The organism is Micromonospora sp. NBC_00330, assembly GCF_036136635.1.
Classification (GTDB): domain Bacteria; phylum Actinomycetota; class Actinomycetes; order Mycobacteriales; family Micromonosporaceae; genus Micromonospora; species Micromonospora salmantinae.
This window is the reverse complement of the sequence record NZ_CP108012.1, coordinates 5,981,073-6,003,469: the sequence shown is the minus strand read 5'-3', so window position 1 is coordinate 6,003,469 and position 22,397 is coordinate 5,981,073. Positions and strand designations below refer to the sequence as shown.

Genomic DNA, 22,397 nt, shown 5'->3' with positions numbered 1-22,397 from the left:
AGGATAACGACATTTATCATCCCTAACTAGGGCCAACCCCATTTAAGCTCCATTCGTAGAGAGTCGGCTCCAACGGAGTCCGACAAGCTCACGAAGGAGAGGGTGGGTGAAATGCGCGGAAACGAGTGGGGCTGACATCGGTGCAGGACTTCTGCATCGCCCGGCGATATGGTTGCGAGCACGACAGGCGAGGTAATCCAGGAGTTGCGTGGCCTCTTCACAACGACGCGATGACGGGACCGATCGACGGCTACGGCTGATCGTCGGTCTCCTCGTCGTTGCTGCCACGATCGTTGCGCTCGCCTCCCTCAGACTGACCTTCCCTGCCGCCGAGGCTCCGACACCCGACGCAGCAACGCTGGTAACGCTGACCGCGATGATCGCCTTGGGTGCGTTCGTCAAGACGCGCGTACGTGTCCGGTCCACGGTGCACCTGATCAGTTGGAGCGAGGCCGCCATCGTCATTGCGGCTGCCATTGCTCCCGTTCCATGGGTGGTGCTCTGCACCTGCATCGGGATCACCATCGCCTCGGCCCGCCTACCACCGATGAAGCTGGCCTTCGGCGTCGGCAAGAACATCCTCGTCGCGGCCGGAGCAGGCATTGCCTTCGCACTGCTCGGTTGGACCTGGCCCGCCATGCAGGCCCCGCAGTTGGTGGGGATCCTGTCGGTGGCGTACCTCCTCGCCGCCTTCCTCGACGAGGTGCTGGCGATCCCCGTGATCGCGCTCGCCTCCGGCACCAAAATCTCAACTCAGTTCCGCAGCAACCTGGATCTTCGCCTGGCTGGCTACGCGGTCCGGTTCGTCGTGGCGGCTCTGACCCTGCTCACCCTCCAGGCGGACCCCCGGCTCCTGCTCGCCGTCCCACCCCTGGTCCTGAGCCTGCACCTGGCCTACTCCGCACGCATTCGAGGCCGCACCGAGCAGCAGGCGTGGCAGCGGCTCGCCCGCACCACCGACGCGCTCAACGTGGTCGACCTGGACAACGTCCTCACCACCGCCGTAACCCAGGCCGCCGAGTTGTTCTCCGCCGACGAGGTCGAGATCGAGCTGCACGACGGCGGCCGCACCGTACGCGGCGGCACCGGCGGCATCACCTTCGACGGCCCGACCGGCACGCCCACCGACGTGGACGGCACTATCGTCCCCGCGCCGCTGGAAGGCCACGACCGGACGGTCGACGTCGGCATGCTTCGACTGCGCTTCCGCGGCCCGGTGCAGCTCTCCGAACGGGAGCAGTACACCCTGCGGACCTTCGCCTCCGCGCTCTGCACCGCCGTCCGCAACGCCCAGGCGTACGCCGAACTGGCCCGGGTCGCCGACGAGCACGCGTACGCGGCCTCGCACGACGCGCTGACCGGCCTGGCCAACCGCCGGCACCTCCTCGACGAGGGCACCGAACAGTTGAGCACCCGCCATGCCGACGGGGTGACCGCGCTGGTGCTGATCGACCTCAACCATTTCAAGGAGGTCAACGACACGCTCGGGCACGCCGCCGGCGACCAGGTGCTGGTGCAGGTGGCCGACCGCTTGCGGGGTGCGGCCCAGCCGAGCGACCTGGTGGCCCGCCTCGGCGGCGACGAGTTCGCCGTACTCATGCGCGGTCTGCCGGCCCCGGCGGTCGCCGCGCACCGGGCCGAGACCCTGCTCGCCGCCCTGCACGAGCCGTTCGAGTTGGATGGCATGCGAATCAGCGTCGAAGCCAGCGGCGGGATCTCCGGCGCCCCGTCCAACGGCGGCATGGCCGAGTTGCTGCGCTGCGCCGACGTGGCCATGTACCAGGCGAAGCGGGCCGGGCAGCGGATCGCCACGTACGCCCCGACCCGCGACACCGCCGACCTCGGTCGCCTCACCCTCGGCGGTGACCTACCGCGCGCGGTCGCCGACCACGAGTTCGTCGTCAACTTCCAACCGATCGTCGACCTGGGCACCGGCGAGGTGACCAGCGCTGAGGCGCTGGCCCGCTGGCACCACCCCACCCACGGCCTGATCGATCCGCTGCGGTTCCTGGAGGCGGTGGAACGGTCCGGCCTGCTACCGGCCTTCGCCGAAGCGATCCTCGACCAGGCGCTGATCGCGGCGGTGAGCTGGCGCGACGCCGGCTTCGACGTACCGGTCGCGGTCAACGTGTCCCCGCGCAGCCTGCTCGACGCGCGGTTCCCGGGCTCGGTGCTGGCCCGACTCCGCGCTCACGACCTACCACCGGACCGGCTGGTCCTGGAGTTGACCGAGACGCTGACCCTCAGCCAACTCGACGTGGTCGACCGCGTGCTCAGCCGGCTCCGCGACGAGGGGGTCCGGTTGGCGTTGGACGACTTCGGCACCGGCTACTCGTCACTCTCGCTGCTCTCCCGAATCCCGGTTCACGAGCTGAAGATCGACCGGAGCTTCGTGACGACGATGGAGAGTTCGGCGGAGGCCGCCGCCGTCATCCGCTCCACCCTCGACCTGGGTCGCAGCCTCGACCTGGACGTGGTGGCCGAGGGCGTGGAGAGCGAGCCGCAGCGGCGGGCCCTCTGGGAGTTGGGCTGCGTCGCCGGCCAGGGGCATCTGTTCGCCCGGCCGATGCCGTCCGGCACCCTGCTCGCGGCGATGCAGCGCGGCTCGGGCGGCCGACCGGGCGCCCTCGCCGCGCCGCTGCACGACACCGGGGCGGTGATCCGGTTGAGCCAGAACCGCCGCCAGGCGGGCCGCTCCAAGCCCGACCGCCTGCCACACCTGCCCGCCTGAGCAGGCATCGCCCCGCTGCGCGGCAGCCCGGTCTGCCAGACTGTCGCGCGTGATCGTCGACGACCCGACCGCCGACCGCAGTCGCTGGCACTGGCGCACGCTCGACAACGCCGCCGGCGGACTCGCCCTCGACCTGGGCCTCTACGCCGTGTCGGCCACCTTCGCCGCGATCACCGCGGTCACGTCCACCCTGCTGCCGCACCGCGCCTGGGGCGCTGTCGCCGCCGTCGGCTACCTGCTCGCAACGCTGACGGTGATCGTCCAACTTCTGCTGCGTCGACGCTCTCCAACCTCCCGGCTGACCGGTCTGCCAGCCCGCTGGGCGGTCACCGGTCTCGCCTGGGCCACCACCACACTGCTGCCCCTGGCCTGGCAGAGCATCGACCGGGCCGGTGGGCGCACCGACCGGGCCCAGGAGGAGGTGCTGGTCGTGGAGCAGGCCGGCAGCCGCCTCCTGGAACACGGCACGCCCTACCTCGGACCCGACGCCATCGCCGCCCTGCCACCGGGCGAGCAACTGATGGGCTACACCCCGTACCAGCCCGGCATGGCGATGTTCGGCCTGCCCAGGGCACTGCTCGACACCTGGTGGACCGACTCCCGGGTCTGGTTCGCGGTGGGCACCGCGCTGGCGCTCGCCCTGGCCGTGGCCGCCCTGCGCAGAACACCGGCCACCACCGGCGAACCGACCACCGCCGCGACCCACCGACGGGACGCCGCCCTGCTGCGCGGCGTGCAGGCCGCCACCGTACTGCCGATCTGCGCCCTCACCCTCGCCACCGGCGGCGACGACCTACCCGTACTCGCGCTCTGCCTGCTGGCCCTCGCGTTCGCCGCCGCCGACCGACCCGGCCGGGCCGGCCTCGCGGTCGGACTCGCCGGCGCGCTGAAGCTGTTCGCCTGGCCGGTCGCCCTGGTCCTGATCGTCTGGGGCCTTACCCGACGCGCCGGCACCCGAGTCGCCGTCGGCGCGATCGGACTGCCCATCGCCGCACTACTGCCGGCGCTGCTGGTGGACCGCGACGCCCTCACCGAGAACGTGCTGCGCTTCCCCCTCGGCCACGGGCTGGTCACCAGCCCCGCGCAGTCCCCGTTCCCCGGCTACCTGATCGCCAACGCGCTACCCGCCGGCCGGCTGATCGCCGCCGGGCTGCTGGTCGCCGCCGGCGTGGCCATCGCCGTCCGGCTCGCCCGCCGCCCGCCCCGCACCGCCGTCGCCACCGCGCTCATCTGCGGGTACGGGCTGCTCGCCGCCATCGCCCTGATGCCCTCGACCCGCTTCGGCTACCTGCTGTACCCGCTGGCCCTGCTGACCTGGGCTCCCGCCCTGCACCGCCCGGGCGACACACCGACCGCCGCGGTTGCCGATGAGCGGTCCGGTCGGACCACTTCGGCCTAACTTCCGAGCGGAACGGCGCATCAGGGCGTAAACCTGAAGGCATGACGACGTACCGCGACCGGGCCGACGCCGGCCGGGTGCTCTCCGAACGGCTCACCGCACTCATCGGCGAACCGGACGTCGTCGTCCTGGGCCTCGTCCGTGGCGGCGTGCCGGTCGCCCGGGTCGTCGCCGAACGCCTCGGCGCACCACTGGACGTACTGGTCGTCCGCAAGCTCGGCATGCCGTGGGCCCGGGAGGTCGCCTTCGGCGCACTCGGGCCGGGCGGTGTCCAGGTGCTCAACGACGCGGTGGCCAGCCGACTCAGCAGCGACGACATCGCCGAGGTCCGCCATCGGGAGCAGGCCGAACTGGAGCGCCGGGCACGGCTCTACCGGGGCGACCGCCCACAGCTGGACCTCACCGGGCGGACGGCCGTGATCGTCGACGACGGCCTCGCCACCGGCGCAACCGCCCGCGTCGCCGTCGAGGTCGTCCGCCAACTCGGAGCACACCGCGTCGTGGTCGCGGTCCCGGTCGGCGCGCAGGAGGCGTACGAACTGCTCGCCGCCGAGGCCGACCAGGTCATCTGCGCGCAACGCCCGGCCGACTTCGGCGCGGTCAGCGTCTACTACGACGATTTCCACGAAGTGTCCGACGAAGAAGTCACCGAGGCGCTCACAGCAACTGCATAGAAACACCGGGTACCGTCGGGCGATGAGTAGCCTCACCTGTCCCAAGTGTCACGGAGAAATGCGCCAGTACGAGCGCAGCGGCGTCGTCATCGACCAGTGCGGGGAGTGCCGAGGCATCTTCCTGGACCGCGGTGAGCTGGAGAAGCTGTTCGAGGCCGAGGCCAACTGGAGCCGCCAACAGACCGGCGGCGCGCCGGGGCAGCCCGCGCAGCAGCCGGCCGGCTACCCGCCCCCGCCGCCCCCGCCGCACCAGCCCGGTTACGGCGCCGTCCCGCCGCCGCCCCCGCCCGCCCACGGCTACCCGCCGCAGCCGGCCTACGGCCACCAGCAGCAACAGCACCACGGCTACCACGGCCACTACCGGCAGAAGAAGCGCAAGGGCTTCCTCGACGACATGTTCGGCTGATCCCAGGGCCGACCTTCCGCCCGGGTCGATCCACGCGTCGGCCCGGGCACACCACCCGGGCCAATGATCGTTGGCGGGGGCGATGCTTCATGCGAGGCTGAATCGCATGACCGCGATCCGACCGGACGAGGCGCTGGCCCAGGCGTACGACGGCATCACCGCGGTGGTCGCCCGCCTCGACGACGCCGGTCTGCAACGAGCCACCCGCTGCCGGGGCTGGCTCGTCGCCGACCTGCTCCTGCACGTGCTCGGCGACGCCCAGCGGGCACTCGTCGCCCTGGCCAGCCCCGTCGACGGCCCCGCCGACGTCGACGACGTGAGCTACTGGCGTGACTTTCCCGGCGGCGACGACGGGGCCGCCCGGCACGCCTGGTGGGTCCGCCGATCGGCTGCCGCCTTCGACCGCCCGACCGGGATCGTCGAGCTCTGGCGGGACACCGCGCCGGCGGCGGTCCGCGCCGCCACGTCAGCCGACCCCGAGGGGTACGTGACCACCCAGGGACACGTGCTGCGCGTACCGGATTTCCTCTCCACCCTGACCACCGAGGCGGCCGTCCACCACCTGGACCTGACGCTGGAACTGCCCGACGCGCCGCCGCCCGGCCCACTGGCGGTACGCGTCGCGGTAGCCACCATGGACGGCCTGCTCAGCGACGACACCGTTCGACCCAGCGCGTGGGACGACCACGACTTCCTGCTGAAGGCCACCGGACGCGTCCCGCTGACCGACCGGGACCGGCTGGAACTGGGTGAGTCGGCGGGCTGGTTCCCACTGCTCGGCTGACCAACGACGGGTTGCCGCGTCGGTCAGCCGATGGCCATGTCGACGAAGCGGGAAAGGTGGAGTTGCGCCGCGACGGTCACGGTGTCGGTGGGTCCATTCCGATGCTTGGCAACAATAAAATCCGCCTCCCCGGCCCGCGGCGACTCCTTGTCGTAGTAGTCGTCGCGGTGCAGAAGGATGACAACGTCGGCGTCCTGCTCGATTGAGCCAGACTCACGTAGGTCGGACAGCTGGGGTCGCTTGTCGGTGCGCTGCTCGGGGCCACGGTTCAGCTGACTGACCGCGATCACCGGGCACTCGACCTCCTTGGCCAACAGCTTGAGGCCACGGGACAGGTCCGCGACCTCCTGCTGACGACTCTCGGTGCGCTTCGGCGAGGTCATCAGCTGGAGATAGTCGACCACGATCATCTTGAGATCGTGCCGCTGCTTGAGTCGCCGAGCCTTGGCCCGGATCTCCATCAGGTTCATGCTCGGCGTGTCGTCGACGAAGAGCGGCGCCTCGCTGATCTCACCCATGCACCGGGCCAGCTTGGTCCAGTCGTCGTCGGAGAGCTGCCCGCTGCGCAGCACGTGCAGCGGCACCCGCGCCTCGGCGGAGAGCAGCCGCATGACGATCTCGACCTTGCTCATTTCCAGCGAGAAGATGGCTGCCGCCTGGTTGGCGCGAATAGCAGCATTTCGGGCAAAGTCCATGCTGGCCGTGCTGTTGTGGGTAGGGATCATCGCCCGACTGGCCAGGTACAGGTGTTCGTCGTTATCGACTGTCACGCACCGCACCGGAACGCTGGGGACCGGCCGAACGTCGACGATGAACCGCGAGGTCGTCCGAACGTCGGAGGTGGTGCGGCGGCGTTCGGCGTGGGCATCCTGCTTGCGCCCGAGCCGGAAGATGACATCCGGGGTGGAGAAGTTCAGCGTGTACGCGATCGACGAGTCACGGGTGCGGCCGCGCACCGGCTTCGCGTTGACAGTGCAGCGGTAGCCGAGGCTGACGATGAGTTCGCGTACGTCATCAGCCAGCCGCTTCGAGGTCGACGTGTACTGCAAGTTGCCGGAGGGGGCGACGGTCCCATCGGTGTCCATCAGCCCAGCGAGCAACGCCCTGCGCTGAGGCTCCGAGGCGCGCAGGTAGACGGCCGGGATGTGCTTGTTTCCCGCTACCCCGACCTGACGCAAGAGCCCAAGGAATGAACCGTTCCGGTGACGGCAATCGGCACACTTCCTGGTTGCCGGATTCTCACGCAACGCCCTGGTGGAAACGCCACAGTCCACGCAGACACCGTTCCCCGGAGCAGCGGACGCGGGCGGCAGCAAAATCGTGTAGACCATCGGCCCGCTGGGCCTTACGACGAAGCCGTCCGCCTCGACGTGCGCGACCATCTCAGGATCTGCCGTGGTGAAGCGGCTGGCGTCGCTGTGCCCGTCACCGAGCCATGTTCCCAAGGTGTAGGGCGGGACCAGCAGCTCACGGTCCGGGAGTTGGATGGGAGCGCAGTTGCGTACGGCATGGTTGAGCCGCCGCTGGGCGGTGTCAGTGCGTAGCGTGGCCGCGATCTGGGCGGTGGTGACAACGCCGTCGTGGTCGGCCCGGCTGCCGGCATTGACCTCCCGCTCGGCTCGTCGGAGAAGCGTGCCCAGAAGCGGACCGGCCGGATAGCCCGGTGCGGTCCAGTTCTGTGGCTTGCCGTTGCGGACGATGGGACGGCTGATCCGACCAACCGAACCGACCTCACGGGCGACGGTGTGCAGGACATGCCGGAACTCCGGCCCAACCTGCTCGATCGTGTCGAAGAGCGTGATCGGTTGGTTCCCCAGGGAGCTCAGCCGCTCATGTGCCGCACGCACGTTGGCCAGCGACGATTCAGGCCAGTGCCGCCTCTGCCGCGCCGGTTCCTGCCGCCGGATCGCCCGCGTGGTCGTCTTCCACAGGTGCTCAGCGTCCGCCACTATGACGGTGCCGTCCGAGAACTCGACCTCGTAGCAGGGACGGTCGTGCATCACGTCGAAGGCGTGTGTGACAGTGGTCGGAGAGCCGTCCGCAGCCAGTAGCTGATCGCCCGCCTTGACCTCGCCCATCGTGGTCCAGCCATCCGGGGTCGGCAGTGGGGTGTCGAGCGCGAGCGCCTTGCCCAAACCCGGCCTTCCGGCCACGATGATCAACTGTCCGGCGTGCAGGCCGTTGAGCAGTCGGTCCAGGTCGCTGAAGCCGGTCGGCACGCCGGTCATCATGCCGCCGGTCGCCCCCACCGCCTCGATCTCGTCCAGCGTCGGCTGCAACATGTCGGCCAGGATCGCGAAGTCCTCGCTGACCCGCCGTTCGGTGACGTCGTACACGGCCTGCTGGGCGAGGTCGACGACGTCGTCCACGTCGCGGCTGCCGCCGCTGGCGGTGCCGTAGCCCAGCTGCACGATCTTCGTGCCGGCCTCGACCAGTCGGCGTAGCACCGCCCGCTCGCTGACGATGCGGGCGTAGTACGCGGCGTTGGCGGCGGTGGGCACGCTGGCGATGAGTGTGTGCAGGTACGGCGCGCCACCGATGCGTACCAGATCTCCGGAGTCGGCGAGCGCCGCCGCGACGGTGATCGAGTCGGCCGGCTCACCCCGGCCGTAGATGTCGAGGATGATGTCGAAGATGGTGGCGTGCACCGGCCGGTAGAAGTCGTTGGTCTTGAGGATCTCGACGACGTCGGCGATGGCGTCCTTGGAGAGCAGCATGCCGCCGAGGACGCACTGCTCGGCCGCGACGTCCTGCGGGGGGGTCTTGTCGAACTGGCCATCCCGCTGTGCGGGTGACTGGCCTCCGCCGGAGCGTGGCTCTGCCCGCATGTCGTCGGTGACCGACACGGGTCCCCCCTCCACTGCGCCGGATCCAACCCCAGCTCTACCGCTGGGGTACGACAACTTCCGTCCGACCGGGCCGGTCGATCGGGGGCCATCGCCGGCGGTCGAGGGCCAACCATACGGACCCCGAGGTCAGAGACTCAACAACGCCGGTGGACGAGCCTCGGGACAACCTGTGGATCCCGGTGGACAGCATGTGCGCAGCGTGTGCACAGCCTGTGGATAACCATTGGGGAATTCTCGGCCATAAGTCGTTGACCTGCGAAGACATGCTCCCCAGCCTGTGGAGGAGAATATTTCGGTCGGGCCTGTGACACGATCGTCCCGTACTATCTCCAGCGAACGGCTACACCTGGACAGCGGATTCCGCTTTCGGTTCAGAAGGGTCACACTCCGGCCGTGAATTACCGGGACTGGGGACGCGGCGATGGCAGCCCGCGCGAGCGCCAGCCAACCGCCTCGTGGGGTGAGCGCGCGGCGTCGGTTCCGGTTGATCCGTACGACGAGGACGGGCGCTACCGCACCTCCAGTCGGCGGCGTGCGTTGGACCGCGGCCAGGACGAGCCTGTCGACGCCTACCTGCCCCGGTGGGCGCTGGAGTCAGGGGTCCGGCACGCGGACGGCGGTGGTCGCCACGCGGCACCGGACGACGACGAGGACGAGCCCGAGCGACCGATCTCCGGGGCAGGCCGACGGTCCGCCGAGTCGTCGGGTGGGCGGCGGCGGGGCAGTGAGCCGCGTCGACGGGAGCAGGCCGCGATCGGCCCGGCGCCAGACTCGGACCACACCCGAGAGTGGACGCTCGACCGGCCCCAGGACCAGGGGTACGCCGGCCGCCGACGGGCCGACGCCGGGGAGGACGGTCCGGTCTCCGGCGCTGTCTCGGACCGGCGTCCCCGCCGCGCGCCAGTTGGCCGTCCGCAGGTGATCTGGTCGGGCGGGGAGCCGGAGTCCACCCCGAGCGAGCAGGTGCCCGACCAGGAGCCGAGCCGTCCCAGCCGGCGTAGTCGCCGTGCGGCGGAGGAGTCCTGGTCCCGTCCGGCGGCCGACCCATGGGTTCGCGGATCCGAGCGGGCGGCGGAACCCGAACCGTCGTACCCGCCTGCGGTGGACCCGTGGGACGCCTCGGGTGTGCACGCGTGGCCGCCGACGGCCGGCGCGGACAGCGGGGATCTGAGCGGGCAGTGGTCGGCGGTGGAGAGCGTCGGTGGCTGGGAACGATCGGACCGCACCGGCCAGTGGGAGCGGTCCGCGATCGAGGACGACCAGTGGGACCGTACGCTGGCGCCGCGCTCCGATCGCCCGGTGGCGGCCGAGGGGTGGCCGAGCCGGGAAGACGGGTTCTGGTCGGGCACTCGGTTGGCCGATGACGACCCGCGTTGGATGGATCCGACGACGTCGGCGCCCCGGTCTCCGGTGGTGGGATACACCGCCCCACGGCCGCGCAGCGCTCCTGCGCAGCGTGCGGGCGCGGCGCGTGCGGGTACGCCACGGCGTCGGGCGGACCGGCCGGCGGTGGGGACGGCGTCGGTGCGTCGGCGGGTCGAGTCGGCGGCCACTGGTGCCTGGGCGCGGCGCCTGGAGGACGACCTGCTGGACCCGGATCCGGGTGGGTCCGTCCGGCCTCTGCTGTACACGGCGGCCTGTTACCTGGTGCCGGCGATGCTGATCTTCGTTTGGCTGTTGACGTTGGACAGCCAGGCACCGGCTGGTTGTGTGACCGACATCAGCGGGGGTGGGTGTGAGTCAGCCCGGTCCCGCGCGCTGGAGTCACTTCTGGCCGGTTCGCCGCGCTTCGGTTTGGCTTTGGCGAGCAGCCTGGTGGTGGCGGCGCTGCTGCGGCGGGTGGGTACGACGTGGCGCTCGGCGACCATCGCGGTTGCCGCCGCGGTGGTGGGCGGCGGCCTCTCCACGGTGCTGATCAGCGCGGTGACGGGCCAGCCCATCGGGTGACCCGTCGCCGCGGCGGGGCGGGCTCGGGCGGGCGTCGGGTCGGGGCCTGCGCTGGGCGGGGAGGCAGGTCGGGGCTCCCGCTGGGCGACAGGTCGGAGCACACCGGCGGCGACCGTGCAGTGCCGGGTTGGACGACGTACGCACGAGGGCCCGCACCGATCGCTCGGTGCGGGCCCTCGTGGTGGTGTTGCGGACGTCAGCCCTGAACGACGTTCAGGTTGAACGACGCGGTCACCTCAGGGTGCAGCTTGATCTTCACCGGGTAGGCGCCGATCGACTTGATGTGACCGGGCACCTCCAGCCGGCGACGATCGAGGACCGGGCCGCTGGCGGCCTTGACGGCGTCGACGATCTCGGCCGGGGTGACCGAGCCGAAGAGCCGTCCACCGTCGCCGGCGCGGACCTTCAGGTTGACCTTGAGACCCTCGAGCTGAGCCTTGACCTCGTTGGCGTGGTCGAGGTCGCGGATCTCGCGGGCCCCACGGGCCCGCTTGATGACCGTGACCTGCTTTTCCGCGCCCTTGGTCCAGACGATCGCGAAGCCCTGCGGCAGCAGGTAGTTACGGCCGTAGCCGTTCTTGACCTCGACGATGTCGCCCGGGGCACCGAGGCCGGACACTTCCTGAGTCAGGATGATCTTCATATCGGTGCCTCCTCTCAGCGGGTGGTGGCCGTGTATGGCAGGAGCGCCATCTCACGGGCGTTCTTGACCGCACGGGCGATCTGCCGCTGCTGCTGCGAGGTCACGCCGGTCACCCGACGAGCGCGGATCTTGCCGCGATCGGAGATGAACTTGCGCAGCAGCGCGGTGTCCTTGTAATCGATGTAGGCGATCCCGTCCTTGTCGAGCGGGTTCACCTTCTTCTTGGGCTTGCGCAGTGCCGCAGCCTTGGCCGTTGCACGTGCTCCTGGTTTGCGATCGCGAGCGCTAGGCGCCATTAGAACGGTGGCTCCTCGTCAAAATTGGCGCCCGAACCGGCACGCGCGGGAGAAGGAGCAGCCGAAGCCCAGGGGTCGTCGAAGTTGCCTCCGCCGCCACCCTGGTTGCCACCGCCACCGCCGCCACCGAAGCCGCCGCCGCCACCGCCGGAGCGGGACATCTTCTGCACCTTCGCCGTGGCGTAGCGCAGCGACGGGCCGATCTCGTCGACCTCGAGCTCGATGACAGTGCGCTTCTCACCCTCGCGGGTCTCGTACGACCGCTGACGCAGCCGGCCCGACACGATCACCCGAGCGCCACGCTGCAGCGACTCGGCGACGTGCTCGGCGGCCTGGCGCCACACGGTGCATGCGAGGAACAGCGGCTCGCCGTCCTTCCATTCGTTCGACGCCTTGTCCATGAAACGGGGCGTCGAAGCGACTCGGAACTTGGCGACCGCAGCCCCGGAGGGGGTGAACCGCAACTCGGGGTCATCGGTCAGATTGCCGATGACCGTGATGGTGGTGTCTCCTGCCATGACCATCTCCTCGCGCACTCAGCGTCTCGCCGTACAGGCTCGCAGAGCCGTACGACAGAGTCGCGGAGGCTGATCCGGACGAACCGGGGTTGGATGCTCTAGCGCATTTCCGGTCGGATGACCTTGGTGCGCAGCACGGACTCGTTGAGCCGGAGCTGACGGTCCAGCTCGGCCACCGCAGCAGGCGTGGCCTGCAGGTCGATGACGGCGTAGATGCCTTCGGCCTTTTTGTTGATCTCGTACGCGAGGCGCCGACGGCCCCACACGTCGGTCTTCTCAACCGAGCCACCCGCGGTCCGAATCACGTTCAGGTACGTGTCGAGCGACGGTGCGACGGTGCGCTCCTCGAGGCTGGAGTCGAGGATGACCATTAGTTCGTAGTGACGCAAGACGTGCTCACCTCCTGTGGGCTAAGCGGCCACGGTCCTTCCGTGGCAGGAGGTCTTGTGTCGCTGCCCGCACGCGCCGAGGGAACCCGGCCGGACGCGGACAACCTGACCAGGATACCCGGTCCCAACGATCATGCCCGGGGTGGTCGGCTCCGGACCCGGACGAGCCGACGGGGGCCCACCGTCCGACCGTCAATCGGTCGGTGGTGGGCCCCCGTCTACGAGGCCGCGGGGCGTCCGGTCCGCATTCCTTGGGTGGGACCTGGGGAGGAACGACCACACCGATGAGGTTGGACCGAAGACGCCCCGCGGAGCTTTATCGTGTTGTTATCTGACGATACAACAGCACTCGTACCTTGTCGGGGGGAAAAGCACAATTTTCCGAGATTCGTCGCCGGTCGGTACCCGTTGTGCGATGGGGTCGCCCCCGCTGCGCCGGGCCGCGCCGCGGGGGTGACCTCGCTGTGGCCGTCGACCGCCGGTCGCCGTGTGCGACGCTCGCGCCGCTGGCGGCACCGGGATGCTGATCGCCGGTTCAAACCCATCAACGATCGTCGGTCCCTCCGGTGACGCGACACCGCCCCGGCCGTCGCCCCGCCGGTCGGGGGCGCGACGTAGGCTCGCTCGCATGCGTATCGGAGCCCACGTCGACTCGACCGACCCGCTGGCGGAGGCGGCCGCCCGGTCCGCCGAGACCGTGCAGTTCTTCCTCGCCGACCCACAGGGTTGGAAGGCGCCCAAGCCTCGCGAAGATGCCGAGCGGCTGCGCGCCGCCGAGGTCGACCTCTACGTGCACGCGCCCTACGTCATCAACGTGGCCACGCTCAACAACCGCATCCGGATCCCGAGCCGCAAGCTGCTGCTCGGGCACGCCAACGCGGCCGCCGCCATCGGCGCCAAGGGCCTGATCGTTCACGGTGGGCACGTCAACGCGGGCGACGACCTGGCCGTCGGCTTCGACAACTGGCGCAAGACCTTCGCGTACGCGGCGGACTCCGGCGGCTTCGGCGTACCGGTCCTGATCGAGAACACCGCCGGCGGCGACAACGCCTGCGCCCGACGGCTGGACGCGCTCGCCCGACTCTGGGACGCCATCGGTGACTACGAGGTCGGCTTCTGCCTGGACACCTGCCACGCGTACGCGGGCGGCGAGGAGCTGCTCGGCCTGGTCGACAGGGTCAAGGCGATCACCGGGCGGATCGACCTGGTGCACGCCAACAACTCCAAGGGCGCGTTCAACTCCGGCCAGGATCGTCACGACAACCTGGGCGGCGGGACGATCGACCCGGAGTTGGTGGTGGCGGTGATCCGGGCGGCCGGCGCGCCGGTGGTCGTCGAGACACCGGGAGGTGCGACCGGCCAGGCCGCCGACATCGACTTTCTGCGGGAGCAGCTCGGAGCGGAGACCCCGGCGGCATGACGAGCGGACAGCCCGGGACCGGCAACGCCCGGCCCACCCCCACCGGCGCGGCCGCCGAGAGTCGACAGGCCACCACGGCCGCGGCCGGCGCCCCCATCCAGCAGAACGCCGCGGCCAAGCAGGGCACCACGACGAAGCAGGATCCCGTCGAGGGTGGCACCGCAGCCAGCGCCAGCACTGCCAAGGGCATCGATGCATCAAAGAGCAGCGAACCGGCCAAGGCCAGCGACCCGGTGGATGGCACGACCAAGGCCAGCGGCGCGACCAAGGCCAGCACACCGGCCAAAGCCAGCACACCGGCCAAGGCCAGCGAACCGACCAAGGACGGTGAACCGGGCAAGGACGGTGAACCGGGCAAGGACGGCGAACCGGGCAAGGACGGCGAACCGGGCAAGGACGCGAAGGCGGACGGCGCCGACGGTCCGGACAAGGCCGACAGCGAGGCGAAGCCGGTCGGCCCGGAGCGATGGGAGGCGTTCGCCTCCGCGCCGGAGCCACGGCCCTCCATCTTCAGTCGGGCGGGCCGGGCGGTCGGTCGCTTCCTGATCCACGAGTGGACCCTGGCCGCCCTCGGCGCGTTGGCACTGGCCGTGTTGATGACCTGGCCGACGCTGCGCTATCCGCGCTACACCCTTCCGCAGGACTACTGGGACCCGAGCCTGCAAGCCTGGCAGATGGCCTGGTCCGGGCACATCCTGCTGGCCGAGCCGGCGCGGCTGTGGCAGTCCAACACGTTCTTCCCCGAGCTGTGGAGTTTCGCGTTCTCCGACACGCTGCTCGGGTACGCCCCGGCCGGGATGCTCGGCAGCGGTCCCGAGGACGCCGTGCTGCGCTACAACATCATGTTCGTACTGGCGCACGCGCTCGCCACGCTCGGGGCGTACGCGCTGGCCCGGCAGCTCGGGGCCGGCCGGATCGGTGCGGCCGTCGCGGGCGTGAGCTACACCTACGCACCGTGGCTGCTGGCCCAGGCCGGGCACCTGCACGTCCTCTCCAACGGGGGCATTCCGCTGGCGCTGGCGATGTTGGCGCGCGGGCACGGGTGGTCCCTCCGGCACGGCTACCGGCCGGAGCGCCGGCATGACGGTTGGGTCTACGCGGGTTGGCTGGTGGCGGCCTGGCAGCTCAGCCTCGGCTTCGGCATCGGGCTGCCGTTCGCGTACTTCCTGGCCGGTGCGGTGCTGGTCGCTGCCGTCCTGTTCTTCGCGCGGCGACTGCGTACCGGGCAGGCGGTTCCGTTCGGTCGCCGGTTGTTCGCCGCCGACGTGCTCGGCGGGGTGTTGTTCGCCGGTGTCGGTCTGCTGATGGCGTTCCCGTTCTTCAAGGTGACCGAGTTGCACCCGTACGCCGAGCGCACCATCGGCGACATCAGCCTCTTCTCGCCGCCGGCGTCGGGCTTCGTGACGGCGCCCGGGGAGTCGCGGATCTGGGGTGGGCTGCACGAAGGTGCCCGGGCAGCGCTGCCGTGGCACCCGGAGATGACCCTGCTGCCGGGCTTCGTGCTCTACGCGCTCGCCGCGGGCGGGTTGTTCTTCTCGGTGTGGCGGCTGCGGCACCGACTGCTGCTGCTCGCCGGGGTGCTGGTGACGATGGCCTTCGCCATGGGCACCCGTTTCTTCGACGGCACCTTCACCTACGTGCCGCTCTTCGAGCACCTGCCGGGCTGGAGCGGGCTGCGTACCCCCGGGCGGTTGATGCTCTGGACCACGTTGTTGCTCGGCGTGCTCGCGGCGGGCGCGGTCACCGCCCTCACCGACCGGGTCCGCGAGTTGACCGCGCAGCGGATCCCGTCGTGGCCGGGGCCGTGGCTGCGGATGGCCACCCTGCTGCCGTTGCTGCTGGTCACCGTCGAGGGCCTGAACACCACCCCACACCCGGTGGTGCCGACCCAACCGGCGGCGATGCGTTCGGCGGAGGGTCCGATGCTGGTGCTGCCCAGCAATCAGAGCCTGGATCAGCACGTGATGCTCTGGTCGACCAGCGGGTTCCCCGACGTGGTCAACGGCGGTAGCGGCTTCACGCCGCGCCAGCTCGACGACGTCCGTCGGGTGAGCCAGTCGTTCCCGGACCAGACGAGCATCGACTACCTGCGCACGCTCGGTGTCCGCACTGTGGTGCTGCTGCGCGGTCAGGTGGCCGGCACCCCGTGGGAGATCAACATCGACGCGCCGGTCGAGTCGCTCGGCATCAGCCGGCAGGAGGTCGGCGACGCTGTCGTCTATCGCCTCTGAAGCTTTCGGGCGGGCTTTCGGGGGAGCCCGCCCGGCTCCGGGCGGTCAGGCTTGATCCCTGCGCCGGGCGGGCTCCCCCGAAAACCCTGACCTGGTCCGGGCCGCGTTCGGCCTACGGGTCAGGTGGTGATGGGTTCCACGGAGGGTTCGCTTCTCGCGGGGCGGCGCCAGCGGTCTATCCAGGGGGCGTCTGGTGCGCCGTCGAGAACGCCGCCGTCCGGGTCGTCCGGGTAGGTGGCCCGCACCGCGTCCTGCTCGGGGTGCAGGATCTCCTTGACGACGAAGACGCAGAGCACCACCACAGTGGCCAGTCGCAGTGTCGAGGCCAGCACGAACACCCCCTCCGGGAAGACCGGACGGCTGGTTGCCGCGCCGAGTAGTTCCCCGTAGAAGGCGACGAAGTAGCAGACCTCGGCGATCTGCCAGGCCAGGAACGCACCCCACTTCGGTCGGGCCAGCACCACCAGCGGGAGCAGCCAGAGGACGAACTGCTGCGACCAGACCTTGCTGAAGATGAGGAACGCGGCGACCACCAGGAAGGCGAGCTGACCCAGCCGCGGTCGGCGCGGCGCCCGCAGCGCCAGCACGGCGACGCCGAGGCAGGCCAGCCCGAACAGCGCGTACGAGACGGTGTTGAGGGTCGGGATGTTGGCGTTGAGCCACTCGAACGGGCCGAGGTTGGCGGGGTCGTTGCCGACCTTGCCGTCCAGGTAGCGCCCGATGTACCAGAGCGTGCCCCAGTCGATCGGTCGGGTGGTGTTCAGTTCGAAGAACCGGTCCCAGTTCTCCGGGTACGCGCGGGCGGCCGGCAGGTTGACCAGCACCACTGCCGCGATCGCCGTCCCGATGGCGACGAGCGCGGCACGAACCCGGTCGGCCCGTAGAGCCAGGATGAGGATCGGCCCAAGCAGGAAGAGTGGCCAGAGTTTCGCCGCGCCGGCCAACCCGAGCAGCACTCCGGCCACCGCCGGTCGTTTTCGGGCCCAGGCCAGCAGGCCGAAGGCGGCCAGCCCGATGGCGAGCAGGTCCCAGTTGACGGTGGCGGTGAGCACCAGCGCCGGGGCGAGTGCGAACATCGCCGCGTCCCAGGGGCGTCGGCGGCGCAAGGCCAGGATCACCGCCACCGTGGCCACCGCGAGCGCGCCAAGCACCAGCGCGTTGAGGTTGTAGAACCACTGGCCCTGGTTGATGCTCGGGTCGCCGTCACCGATGGCGTGCACCGGCAGACCCAGCGCCCCCATGAAGTAGCCGGTCAGCACCGGGTACTCGACCGGGTGGTCGCGGTAGGGCACCTTGCCCTCGTTGAGTCCTTCGGCGTAGTAGAGGGCGAGGACGTCGGTGTAGCAGAACCGGGTGTACTGGACGTTGTTCTGCCAGGCGCCGTCCTGGCAGGGCGATTTCTGCACCCAGTGCAGCGCGAGCGTGAGGCACACCATCGCCAGCACGATCCGCACGGCGGTCCAGAAGCGACGCTCCCGACCGGCCGGCCGGTCCACCGCTGTCGCGTGGTCGCCGAGCGGTCCGCCGATGACGCTGGAGATGCCGCGGACGAACCCGTCGGATCGTGACGGGTGATCGGTGGTTCCGGCGTCGTCGATGCCGGGCGTCGACTGGGTGCTCATGAAGAGGCATCCTGCCGTACGGCAGGGGTGCCCGTCGCGTCCCGGCGCGGAGTTCCGGGTACGAAAACGCCGCCGCCGGCCGGGACAGGTCGTCCGGCCGGCGGCGGCGTCGTGTGCTGGTGCGGGTCAGTCCCGGTTGGGTGGCAGGCTGGGCAACTGCCCGCCGCCGCCACCACCTGTGCCGCCGCCGCCCGGGTTGCCGCCGGGGTTACCCCCAGGGTTGCCACCGGGGTTACCGCCGGGGTTGCCCCCAGGGTTGCCGCCGCCGGGGTTGTTGCCCCCGGGGTTGCAGAGCAGATCGATCAGCGGGTTACAGGGAGGGCCCTGGCCACCGGGGTTGGTCGGCGGTGGCGGCGGCGGCTCCTTGCCGTTGCCCTTCGTGACGTCACCCTCGCCGGTGACGCTGGGCAGGGGGATCTCCTCCTGGCCCTTGAGGGCGGTGTTCATGTACTTCTCCCAGATCGGGCCGGGGAGCGTCGAACCGCCGATGTCCTTACCGCTGGCGAGCTTGATCTGCGGCTTCCTCGGATCCCGGCTGCCCACCCACACCGCTGTGGCGTTCTGCGGGGTGTAGCCGACCGTCCAGGCGTGGGAGTTGTCCTTGTTGTCGTACTCCCAGGTGCCGGTCTTGGCGGCGGCCTGGCGGCCGTCTTCCAGCGAGATGTTGTTGGGGCGGGGGATCTGCTTCAGAACGCCGGTGACCTCGTCGGTGATCTTCTTGGGGATCCGCTGCTCCGGCTTGATGCGCTCGCTGCCAACGACCTTCCACTTGCCGGTGTCCTTGTCCTGCTGTTCGATCTTCACCACGAAGTGAGCCTTGATGTACTTGCCGTCGTTGGCGAACGTGGCCATGGCGTTGGCGTGATCGAACACGGTGATCGGGTACTTGCCGAAACCGGTGTAGTTGTCGAACGGTTTCGGGCCCTTCTTCGACAGGTCGAAGGCCTGCGGCGGGTCGACGCCCCACATGGTGGTCACGCCGGCCTTCCGGGCCATGTCGACGACCTTGTCGGCGCCGATCGTGTCGGCGACCCAGTAGAAGGGAACGTTGTACGACTGGACCGTCGACTCTTCGAGCGTGCAGTACTTGCCGCACTTGAGGTTGGTGCGGTTGGCGTTACCGATCGTGTCCCGGGAGCCCTCGGGCTTGTACGGCGTGGGGTCCCAGTGCGACTTGACGGAGATGCCGGCCTCGATCGCGGCGGCCAGGGTGTACACCTTCATCGACGAGCCCGGCTGGTGCCCACCGGTCAGGTCGCCGTTCTTGTCGATGTTCTTGCCGGCGTAGTCGAAGTCGGCGCCGCTGTCACCGCCGTAGTAGGCGAGCACACGGCCCTTCTTCGGGTCGATAGACACCACCGCAGCCATCAGGTTCTTCGGCTGGTCGTTGAGCTCGGAGCCCTTCTTGGACTGCATCGCGGTGTTCTCCGCGGCGGCCTGGAGCTTCGGGTCGATGGTGGTGGTGATCCGGTAGCCGCCGTCCCGCAGCGCGTCGACGCAGCTCGTCTTGCCCTCCGCACCGCTGTCGGAGCAGAGGCCCATCTCGTCCATCTCTTGCCGGACGTAGTTGATGACGTTGCCGCGCGGGCTGTCGACACCGAAGCCGACGCCGTCCTTCTTTGGCGGCAGCACCTTGGGGTACTCGGTGGGCGCCGCGGGGTGGTTGGGGGAGTCCAGCCAGCCCTCCTTCTTCATGCCGCCGATCACGTAGTCCCACCGCGACCTGGCGTCGGTCGGGTTGACCGCCGGGTCGAACCCCTGGTGGGTGTCGCTCGCCACCGGTTGCTTGATCAGCGCGGCCAGAACCGCACCCTGCGCGACGGTGAGCTTGTTTGCCGGCACGGCGAAGTAGGTCTGCGCCGCCGCCTCGATGCCGTACGCGCCGCGACCGAAGTAGATGACGTTCAGGTAGTGCTGCATGATCGTCGGCTTGTCGTACTTGTCGTTCAGCTTGGAGGCGAGGATCGCCTCCTTCACCTTCCGACCGTACGTGTCGTCCTTGAGGTTCTCGAACGCGTTGCGGGCGTACTGCTGGGTGATCGTCGAGGCGCCCTGCTTGTCGCCGTTGGAGACGTTGTTCCAGGCGGCCCGGACGATGCCCTTGTAGTCGACGCCGGAGTGCCGGTAGAAGTTCCGGTCCTCCGCCGCGGCGACCGCGTCCTGCACGTGCTGCGGGATCTGCTGGATGGTCACGAAGGTGCGGTTCTCGCTGCCCAGCTTGGCGAGCTGAGTCTTGCCGTCCTTGGCGTACACGGTGGTGGACAGCGGCAGCGGCATCTCGTTCGGCATGACCACGTTTGTCGAGTAGTAAGTGAACCCGACCACGCCGATGCCGGCGAGCATGATGAAGACGGCGAACCCGGCGATCAGCAGGTTCATCCGCTTGCGCTTCTTGGCCCGTGCCGCGCCCGAGTCACCCGCACCACGGCCGCCCCGACCGGGGCCCCCCGGACCGCCCGGCCCACCGGGACTCCCAGGGCCGCCCGGCCCACCGGAGACCGGTGAGACGCTCGCCCGAGCCACCGCCGCACGACCACCGACCGATGCGGAGCCGACACTGGCCCGACCCGCCGAGGCGGTGCCGACCGAGGCCGCACCGACGGCGGCGGCACCGACCGCGGCCCGACCCGCCGGTGCCGGGGAGACGGGCACCGAGGCCCGACCGGCGCCGGCGCGGCCAGCGGCCACACCCGGTGCCGGCGACACCGGCACCGAGGCCCGACCGGACCGGCCGTTCGCTGCCGAACCCACCGAGGCGGACCCGGCGGCCGCGCTGCCACGCGGCGGCACCGAGGCGGCGCCGACCGTGGCGCGACCACCGGCAGCCCGCGGCGTCACCGAGGCCCGGCCTGGGGCTGCCGCGCCTCGGTCCGAGGCTGACCAGCCGCTCCCGCCGGAATCACCGCCGGGTCGGCGGTACGCGTCGTCCGCGCCCGGCCCGGGGTCACCGTCTGGACCCGAGTGCTGGGTCCGGCCGCGCGCAGAACTGGGATCGCCGTACGAGTTCATTCCTCACACCCTGCCGGTCGCGGTGGGGCGCGGCTGCGCCGCCACCGGGTTGCCGTGAGTTGCTTCACCCGGGGCACCGGCACGGGGGTGCCGGCCGACCGGGGTCATTGCCGTATCAATCGGGCCAATCGGGCCAACAAGCGGTCGACCGTCCCGGGATTCGTCTGCGGCCCCGGGGCCGGTCCAACCAGCTGAGATCACCGTTGCGCCTCTCGCCTCCGCCGACCGGCGCCTCCGGCGCCCGTCGCGTCCTGCTCGCTGATGCCGTCGTTGTCGCCGGTCAGACCGTCCCGGCCGAGCAGGTACTGCTCGACCAGATGGTTCCAGTCACAACCGAGGCACACCTCCACCACGAAGACCTGGAACTCACGCAGCGTCATCGCCAGCACTGGCAACTCGGTCAGTGTCCGAGCCTGGCCGGCGGACTGCTTGAGTTCGTCACCGTAAATGTAGTGGACCAGGGTCAGGTTTTCGCTCCGGCAGATCGGGCAGCGCCGGTCGGTCGGCTCACCGTGGAACCGAGCGGCGTTCTTCAGGTACGGCGACGCGTCGCAGACGTCGTACGTGCCGACTCGTCCGGCCAGGAGCTCACGCAGCACTGCTCGCTTCTGAAGCGAGTAGTCGACGACCTGGCGCTGCGTACGCATGCGGAGAAGGGTACGCGGTCCGGCTCGACCAGGCGACCACGCTCACAATCCGTGACGACAGCATCTCGGAACGGGGGTTTGCCCTGGCCCGCACGACCCGCTAACGTGCGATGTATCGGTCCGATACATCGCGGCGGTTACCACCTCACGCCGGAGGGTAAAGAGAGGGTGGCCAGTGCTTGAGTTCGCCATCCTCGGCCTCCTGCAGGAGTCTCCGATGCACGGCTATGAGCTACGCAAGGAGCTGACCGCCAAACTCGGCGCGATCCGGGCGGCGATCAGCTACGGCTCGCTCTATCCCACGCTACGCAGGCTCCAGGCGGCGGGATGGATCACCGAGGCTGCTGAGACACCCGCCACTGCCGAGGAGGTTCCCGCGCTGACCAGCCGACGAGGTCGGGTGGTCTACAAAATCACCGCGGAAGGCAAGGAACGCTTCGCCCAGCTGATCGCACAGGCCGGGCCCGAGACGTACGACGACACGGGCTTCGGGGTGCACTTCGCGTTCTTCGCCCGGACCGACCAGGCGACCCGACTGCGCATTCTGGAGGGTCGCCGCCGCAAGATCGAGGAGCGTCGCGAAGGGCTTCGTGACGTGCTGGGCCGGGCGGCCGAGCGCCTCGACGCTTACACGCTGGAACTGCAGCGCCACGGCCTTGATGCCTGTGAGCGCGAGGTCCGCTGGCTGGAGGAGCTCATCGCCAACGAGCGCTCCGGCCGAGCCCCGACGGTCCCGAACATCGGGACAGCCGGCGGCCGACGAGAAGACAACAGCCCGCCTCCGCCTGGAGAGACCAGGAATGAGCGGCCGTGACAGAAAAGAAGGAGGCAG

17 protein-coding genes are annotated in these 22,397 nt (G+C 70.0%); 9 read left to right on the top strand and 8 right to left on the bottom strand.

What is annotated here, in order from left to right; all coding sequences use genetic code 11:
* Positions 1 to 208: 208 nt before the first annotated feature.
* From OG598_RS27285 to OG598_RS27265, 5 genes are all read left to right on the top strand, one after another.
* Positions 209 to 2,731 carry a putative bifunctional diguanylate cyclase/phosphodiesterase gene (locus OG598_RS27285; protein ID WP_328651661.1) on the top strand — a complete coding sequence of 841 codons (2,523 nt, stop codon included), beginning with the start codon at positions 209 to 211 and terminating at the stop codon, positions 2,729 to 2,731.
* 49 nt (positions 2,732 to 2,780) lie between these two features.
* Entirely contained in the window at positions 2,781 to 4,130 is a 1,350-nt protein-coding gene (locus tag OG598_RS27280; protein ID WP_328651660.1) for a glycosyltransferase family 87 protein, read from the top strand.
* A 41-nt stretch (positions 4,131 to 4,171) separates the two neighbouring features.
* Complete coding sequence (locus OG598_RS27275; RefSeq protein ID WP_328651659.1) at positions 4,172 to 4,804, top strand: phosphoribosyltransferase; 633 nt, start codon at positions 4,172 to 4,174, stop codon at positions 4,802 to 4,804.
* 22 nt (positions 4,805 to 4,826) lie between these two features.
* A complete protein-coding gene (locus OG598_RS27270; RefSeq protein ID WP_328651658.1) occupies positions 4,827 to 5,210 on the top strand; it encodes a TFIIB-type zinc ribbon-containing protein in 384 nt (127 codons plus the stop codon).
* Positions 5,211 to 5,316: 106 nt separating this feature from the next.
* The gene (locus OG598_RS27265; RefSeq protein ID WP_328651657.1) at positions 5,317 to 5,994 is read left to right on the top strand and encodes a maleylpyruvate isomerase N-terminal domain-containing protein; all 678 of its coding nucleotides are present in this window, start codon (positions 5,317 to 5,319) and stop codon (positions 5,992 to 5,994) included.
* Positions 5,995 to 6,017: 23 nt separating this feature from the next.
* On the opposite strand, the gene dnaB is transcribed toward OG598_RS27265, so the two are convergent.
* A complete protein-coding gene (gene dnaB / locus OG598_RS27260) occupies positions 6,018 to 8,855 on the bottom strand; it encodes a replicative DNA helicase (RefSeq protein ID WP_442931384.1) in 2,838 nt (945 codons plus the stop codon).
* A 381-nt stretch (positions 8,856 to 9,236) separates the two neighbouring features.
* Between dnaB and OG598_RS27255 the strand changes: the two genes are divergently transcribed.
* A complete protein-coding gene (locus OG598_RS27255) occupies positions 9,237 to 10,790 on the top strand; it encodes a hypothetical protein (RefSeq protein WP_328651656.1) in 1,554 nt (517 codons plus the stop codon).
* 196 nt (positions 10,791 to 10,986) lie between these two features.
* On the opposite strand, the gene rplI is transcribed toward OG598_RS27255, so the two are convergent.
* The 4 genes from rplI to rpsF form a co-directional block, all read right to left on the bottom strand.
* The gene (rplI, locus tag OG598_RS27250) at positions 10,987 to 11,433 is read right to left on the bottom strand and encodes a 50S ribosomal protein L9 (RefSeq protein WP_030487689.1); all 447 of its coding nucleotides are present in this window, start codon (positions 11,431 to 11,433) and stop codon (positions 10,987 to 10,989) included.
* Positions 11,434 to 11,447: 14 nt separating this feature from the next.
* Complete coding sequence (gene rpsR / locus OG598_RS27245; protein ID WP_051723758.1) at positions 11,448 to 11,729, bottom strand: 30S ribosomal protein S18; 282 nt, start codon at positions 11,727 to 11,729, stop codon at positions 11,448 to 11,450.
* A complete protein-coding gene (locus OG598_RS27240; RefSeq protein ID WP_181518404.1) occupies positions 11,729 to 12,265 on the bottom strand; it encodes a single-stranded DNA-binding protein in 537 nt (178 codons plus the stop codon). Before OG598_RS27240 ends, rpsR begins: the two co-directional genes overlap by 1 nt.
* A gap of 80 nt (positions 12,266 to 12,345) precedes the next feature.
* Positions 12,346 to 12,636 (bottom strand): 30S ribosomal protein S6, encoded by a 291-nt coding sequence (gene rpsF / locus OG598_RS27235; RefSeq protein WP_036391391.1) that lies wholly within the window; start codon positions 12,634 to 12,636, stop codon positions 12,346 to 12,348.
* A gap of 628 nt (positions 12,637 to 13,264) precedes the next feature.
* Between rpsF and OG598_RS27230 the strand changes: the two genes are divergently transcribed.
* Both OG598_RS27230 and OG598_RS27225 read left to right on the top strand, forming a co-directional pair.
* Positions 13,265 to 14,056, top strand: coding sequence for a deoxyribonuclease IV (locus OG598_RS27230; protein WP_328651655.1), 792 nt, complete (start codon positions 13,265 to 13,267; stop codon positions 14,054 to 14,056).
* Positions 14,053 to 16,287: a hypothetical protein gene (locus OG598_RS27225; RefSeq protein ID WP_328651654.1), complete on the top strand. Its 2,235-nt coding sequence runs from the start codon at positions 14,053 to 14,055 to the stop codon at positions 16,285 to 16,287. Before OG598_RS27230 ends, OG598_RS27225 begins: the two co-directional genes overlap by 4 nt.
* Before the next feature lie 119 nt (positions 16,288 to 16,406).
* On the opposite strand, the gene OG598_RS27220 is transcribed toward OG598_RS27225, so the two are convergent.
* From OG598_RS27220 to OG598_RS27210, 3 genes are all read right to left on the bottom strand, one after another.
* A complete protein-coding gene (locus OG598_RS27220) occupies positions 16,407 to 17,909 on the bottom strand; it encodes a glycosyltransferase family 87 protein (RefSeq protein WP_328651653.1) in 1,503 nt (500 codons plus the stop codon).
* Positions 17,910 to 18,035: 126 nt separating this feature from the next.
* Complete coding sequence (locus OG598_RS27215; RefSeq protein WP_328651652.1) at positions 18,036 to 20,918, bottom strand: transglycosylase domain-containing protein; 2,883 nt, start codon at positions 20,916 to 20,918, stop codon at positions 18,036 to 18,038.
* A 197-nt stretch (positions 20,919 to 21,115) separates the two neighbouring features.
* A complete protein-coding gene (locus OG598_RS27210) occupies positions 21,116 to 21,565 on the bottom strand; it encodes a DUF5318 domain-containing protein (protein ID WP_328651651.1) in 450 nt (149 codons plus the stop codon).
* Between the two features lie 175 nt (positions 21,566 to 21,740).
* Between OG598_RS27210 and OG598_RS27205 the strand changes: the two genes are divergently transcribed.
* Positions 21,741 to 22,379, top strand: coding sequence for a PadR family transcriptional regulator (locus OG598_RS27205; RefSeq protein WP_030331823.1), 639 nt, complete (start codon positions 21,741 to 21,743; stop codon positions 22,377 to 22,379).
* The last annotated feature ends 18 nt before the right edge of the window (positions 22,380 to 22,397 follow it).

Excerpts from the sequence above, each read along its gene's own strand:
- OG598_RS27210 (WP_328651651.1), bottom strand. The coding sequence starts at position 21,565 with ATGCGTACGCAGCGCCAGGTCGTCGACTACTCGCTTCAGAAGCGAGCA.
- rpsR (WP_051723758.1), bottom strand. The coding sequence starts at position 11,729 with ATGGCGCCTAGCGCTCGCGATCGCAAACCAGGAGCACGTGCAACGGCC.
- OG598_RS27270 (WP_328651658.1), top strand. The coding sequence starts at position 4,827 with ATGAGTAGCCTCACCTGTCCCAAGTGTCACGGAGAAATGCGCCAGTAC.
- OG598_RS27275 (WP_328651659.1), top strand. The coding sequence starts at position 4,172 with ATGACGACGTACCGCGACCGGGCCGACGCCGGCCGGGTGCTCTCCGAA.
- OG598_RS27220 (WP_328651653.1), bottom strand. The coding sequence starts at position 17,909 with ATGAGCACCCAGTCGACGCCCGGCATCGACGACGCCGGAACCACCGAT.
- rplI (WP_030487689.1), bottom strand. The coding sequence starts at position 11,433 with ATGAAGATCATCCTGACTCAGGAAGTGTCCGGCCTCGGTGCCCCGGGC.
- OG598_RS27215 (WP_328651652.1), bottom strand. The coding sequence starts at position 20,918 with ATGAACTCGTACGGCGATCCCAGTTCTGCGCGCGGCCGGACCCAGCAC.
- OG598_RS27265 (WP_328651657.1), top strand. The coding sequence starts at position 5,317 with ATGACCGCGATCCGACCGGACGAGGCGCTGGCCCAGGCGTACGACGGC.
- OG598_RS27230 (WP_328651655.1), top strand. The coding sequence starts at position 13,265 with ATGCGTATCGGAGCCCACGTCGACTCGACCGACCCGCTGGCGGAGGCG.
- OG598_RS27225 (WP_328651654.1), top strand. The coding sequence starts at position 14,053 with ATGACGAGCGGACAGCCCGGGACCGGCAACGCCCGGCCCACCCCCACC.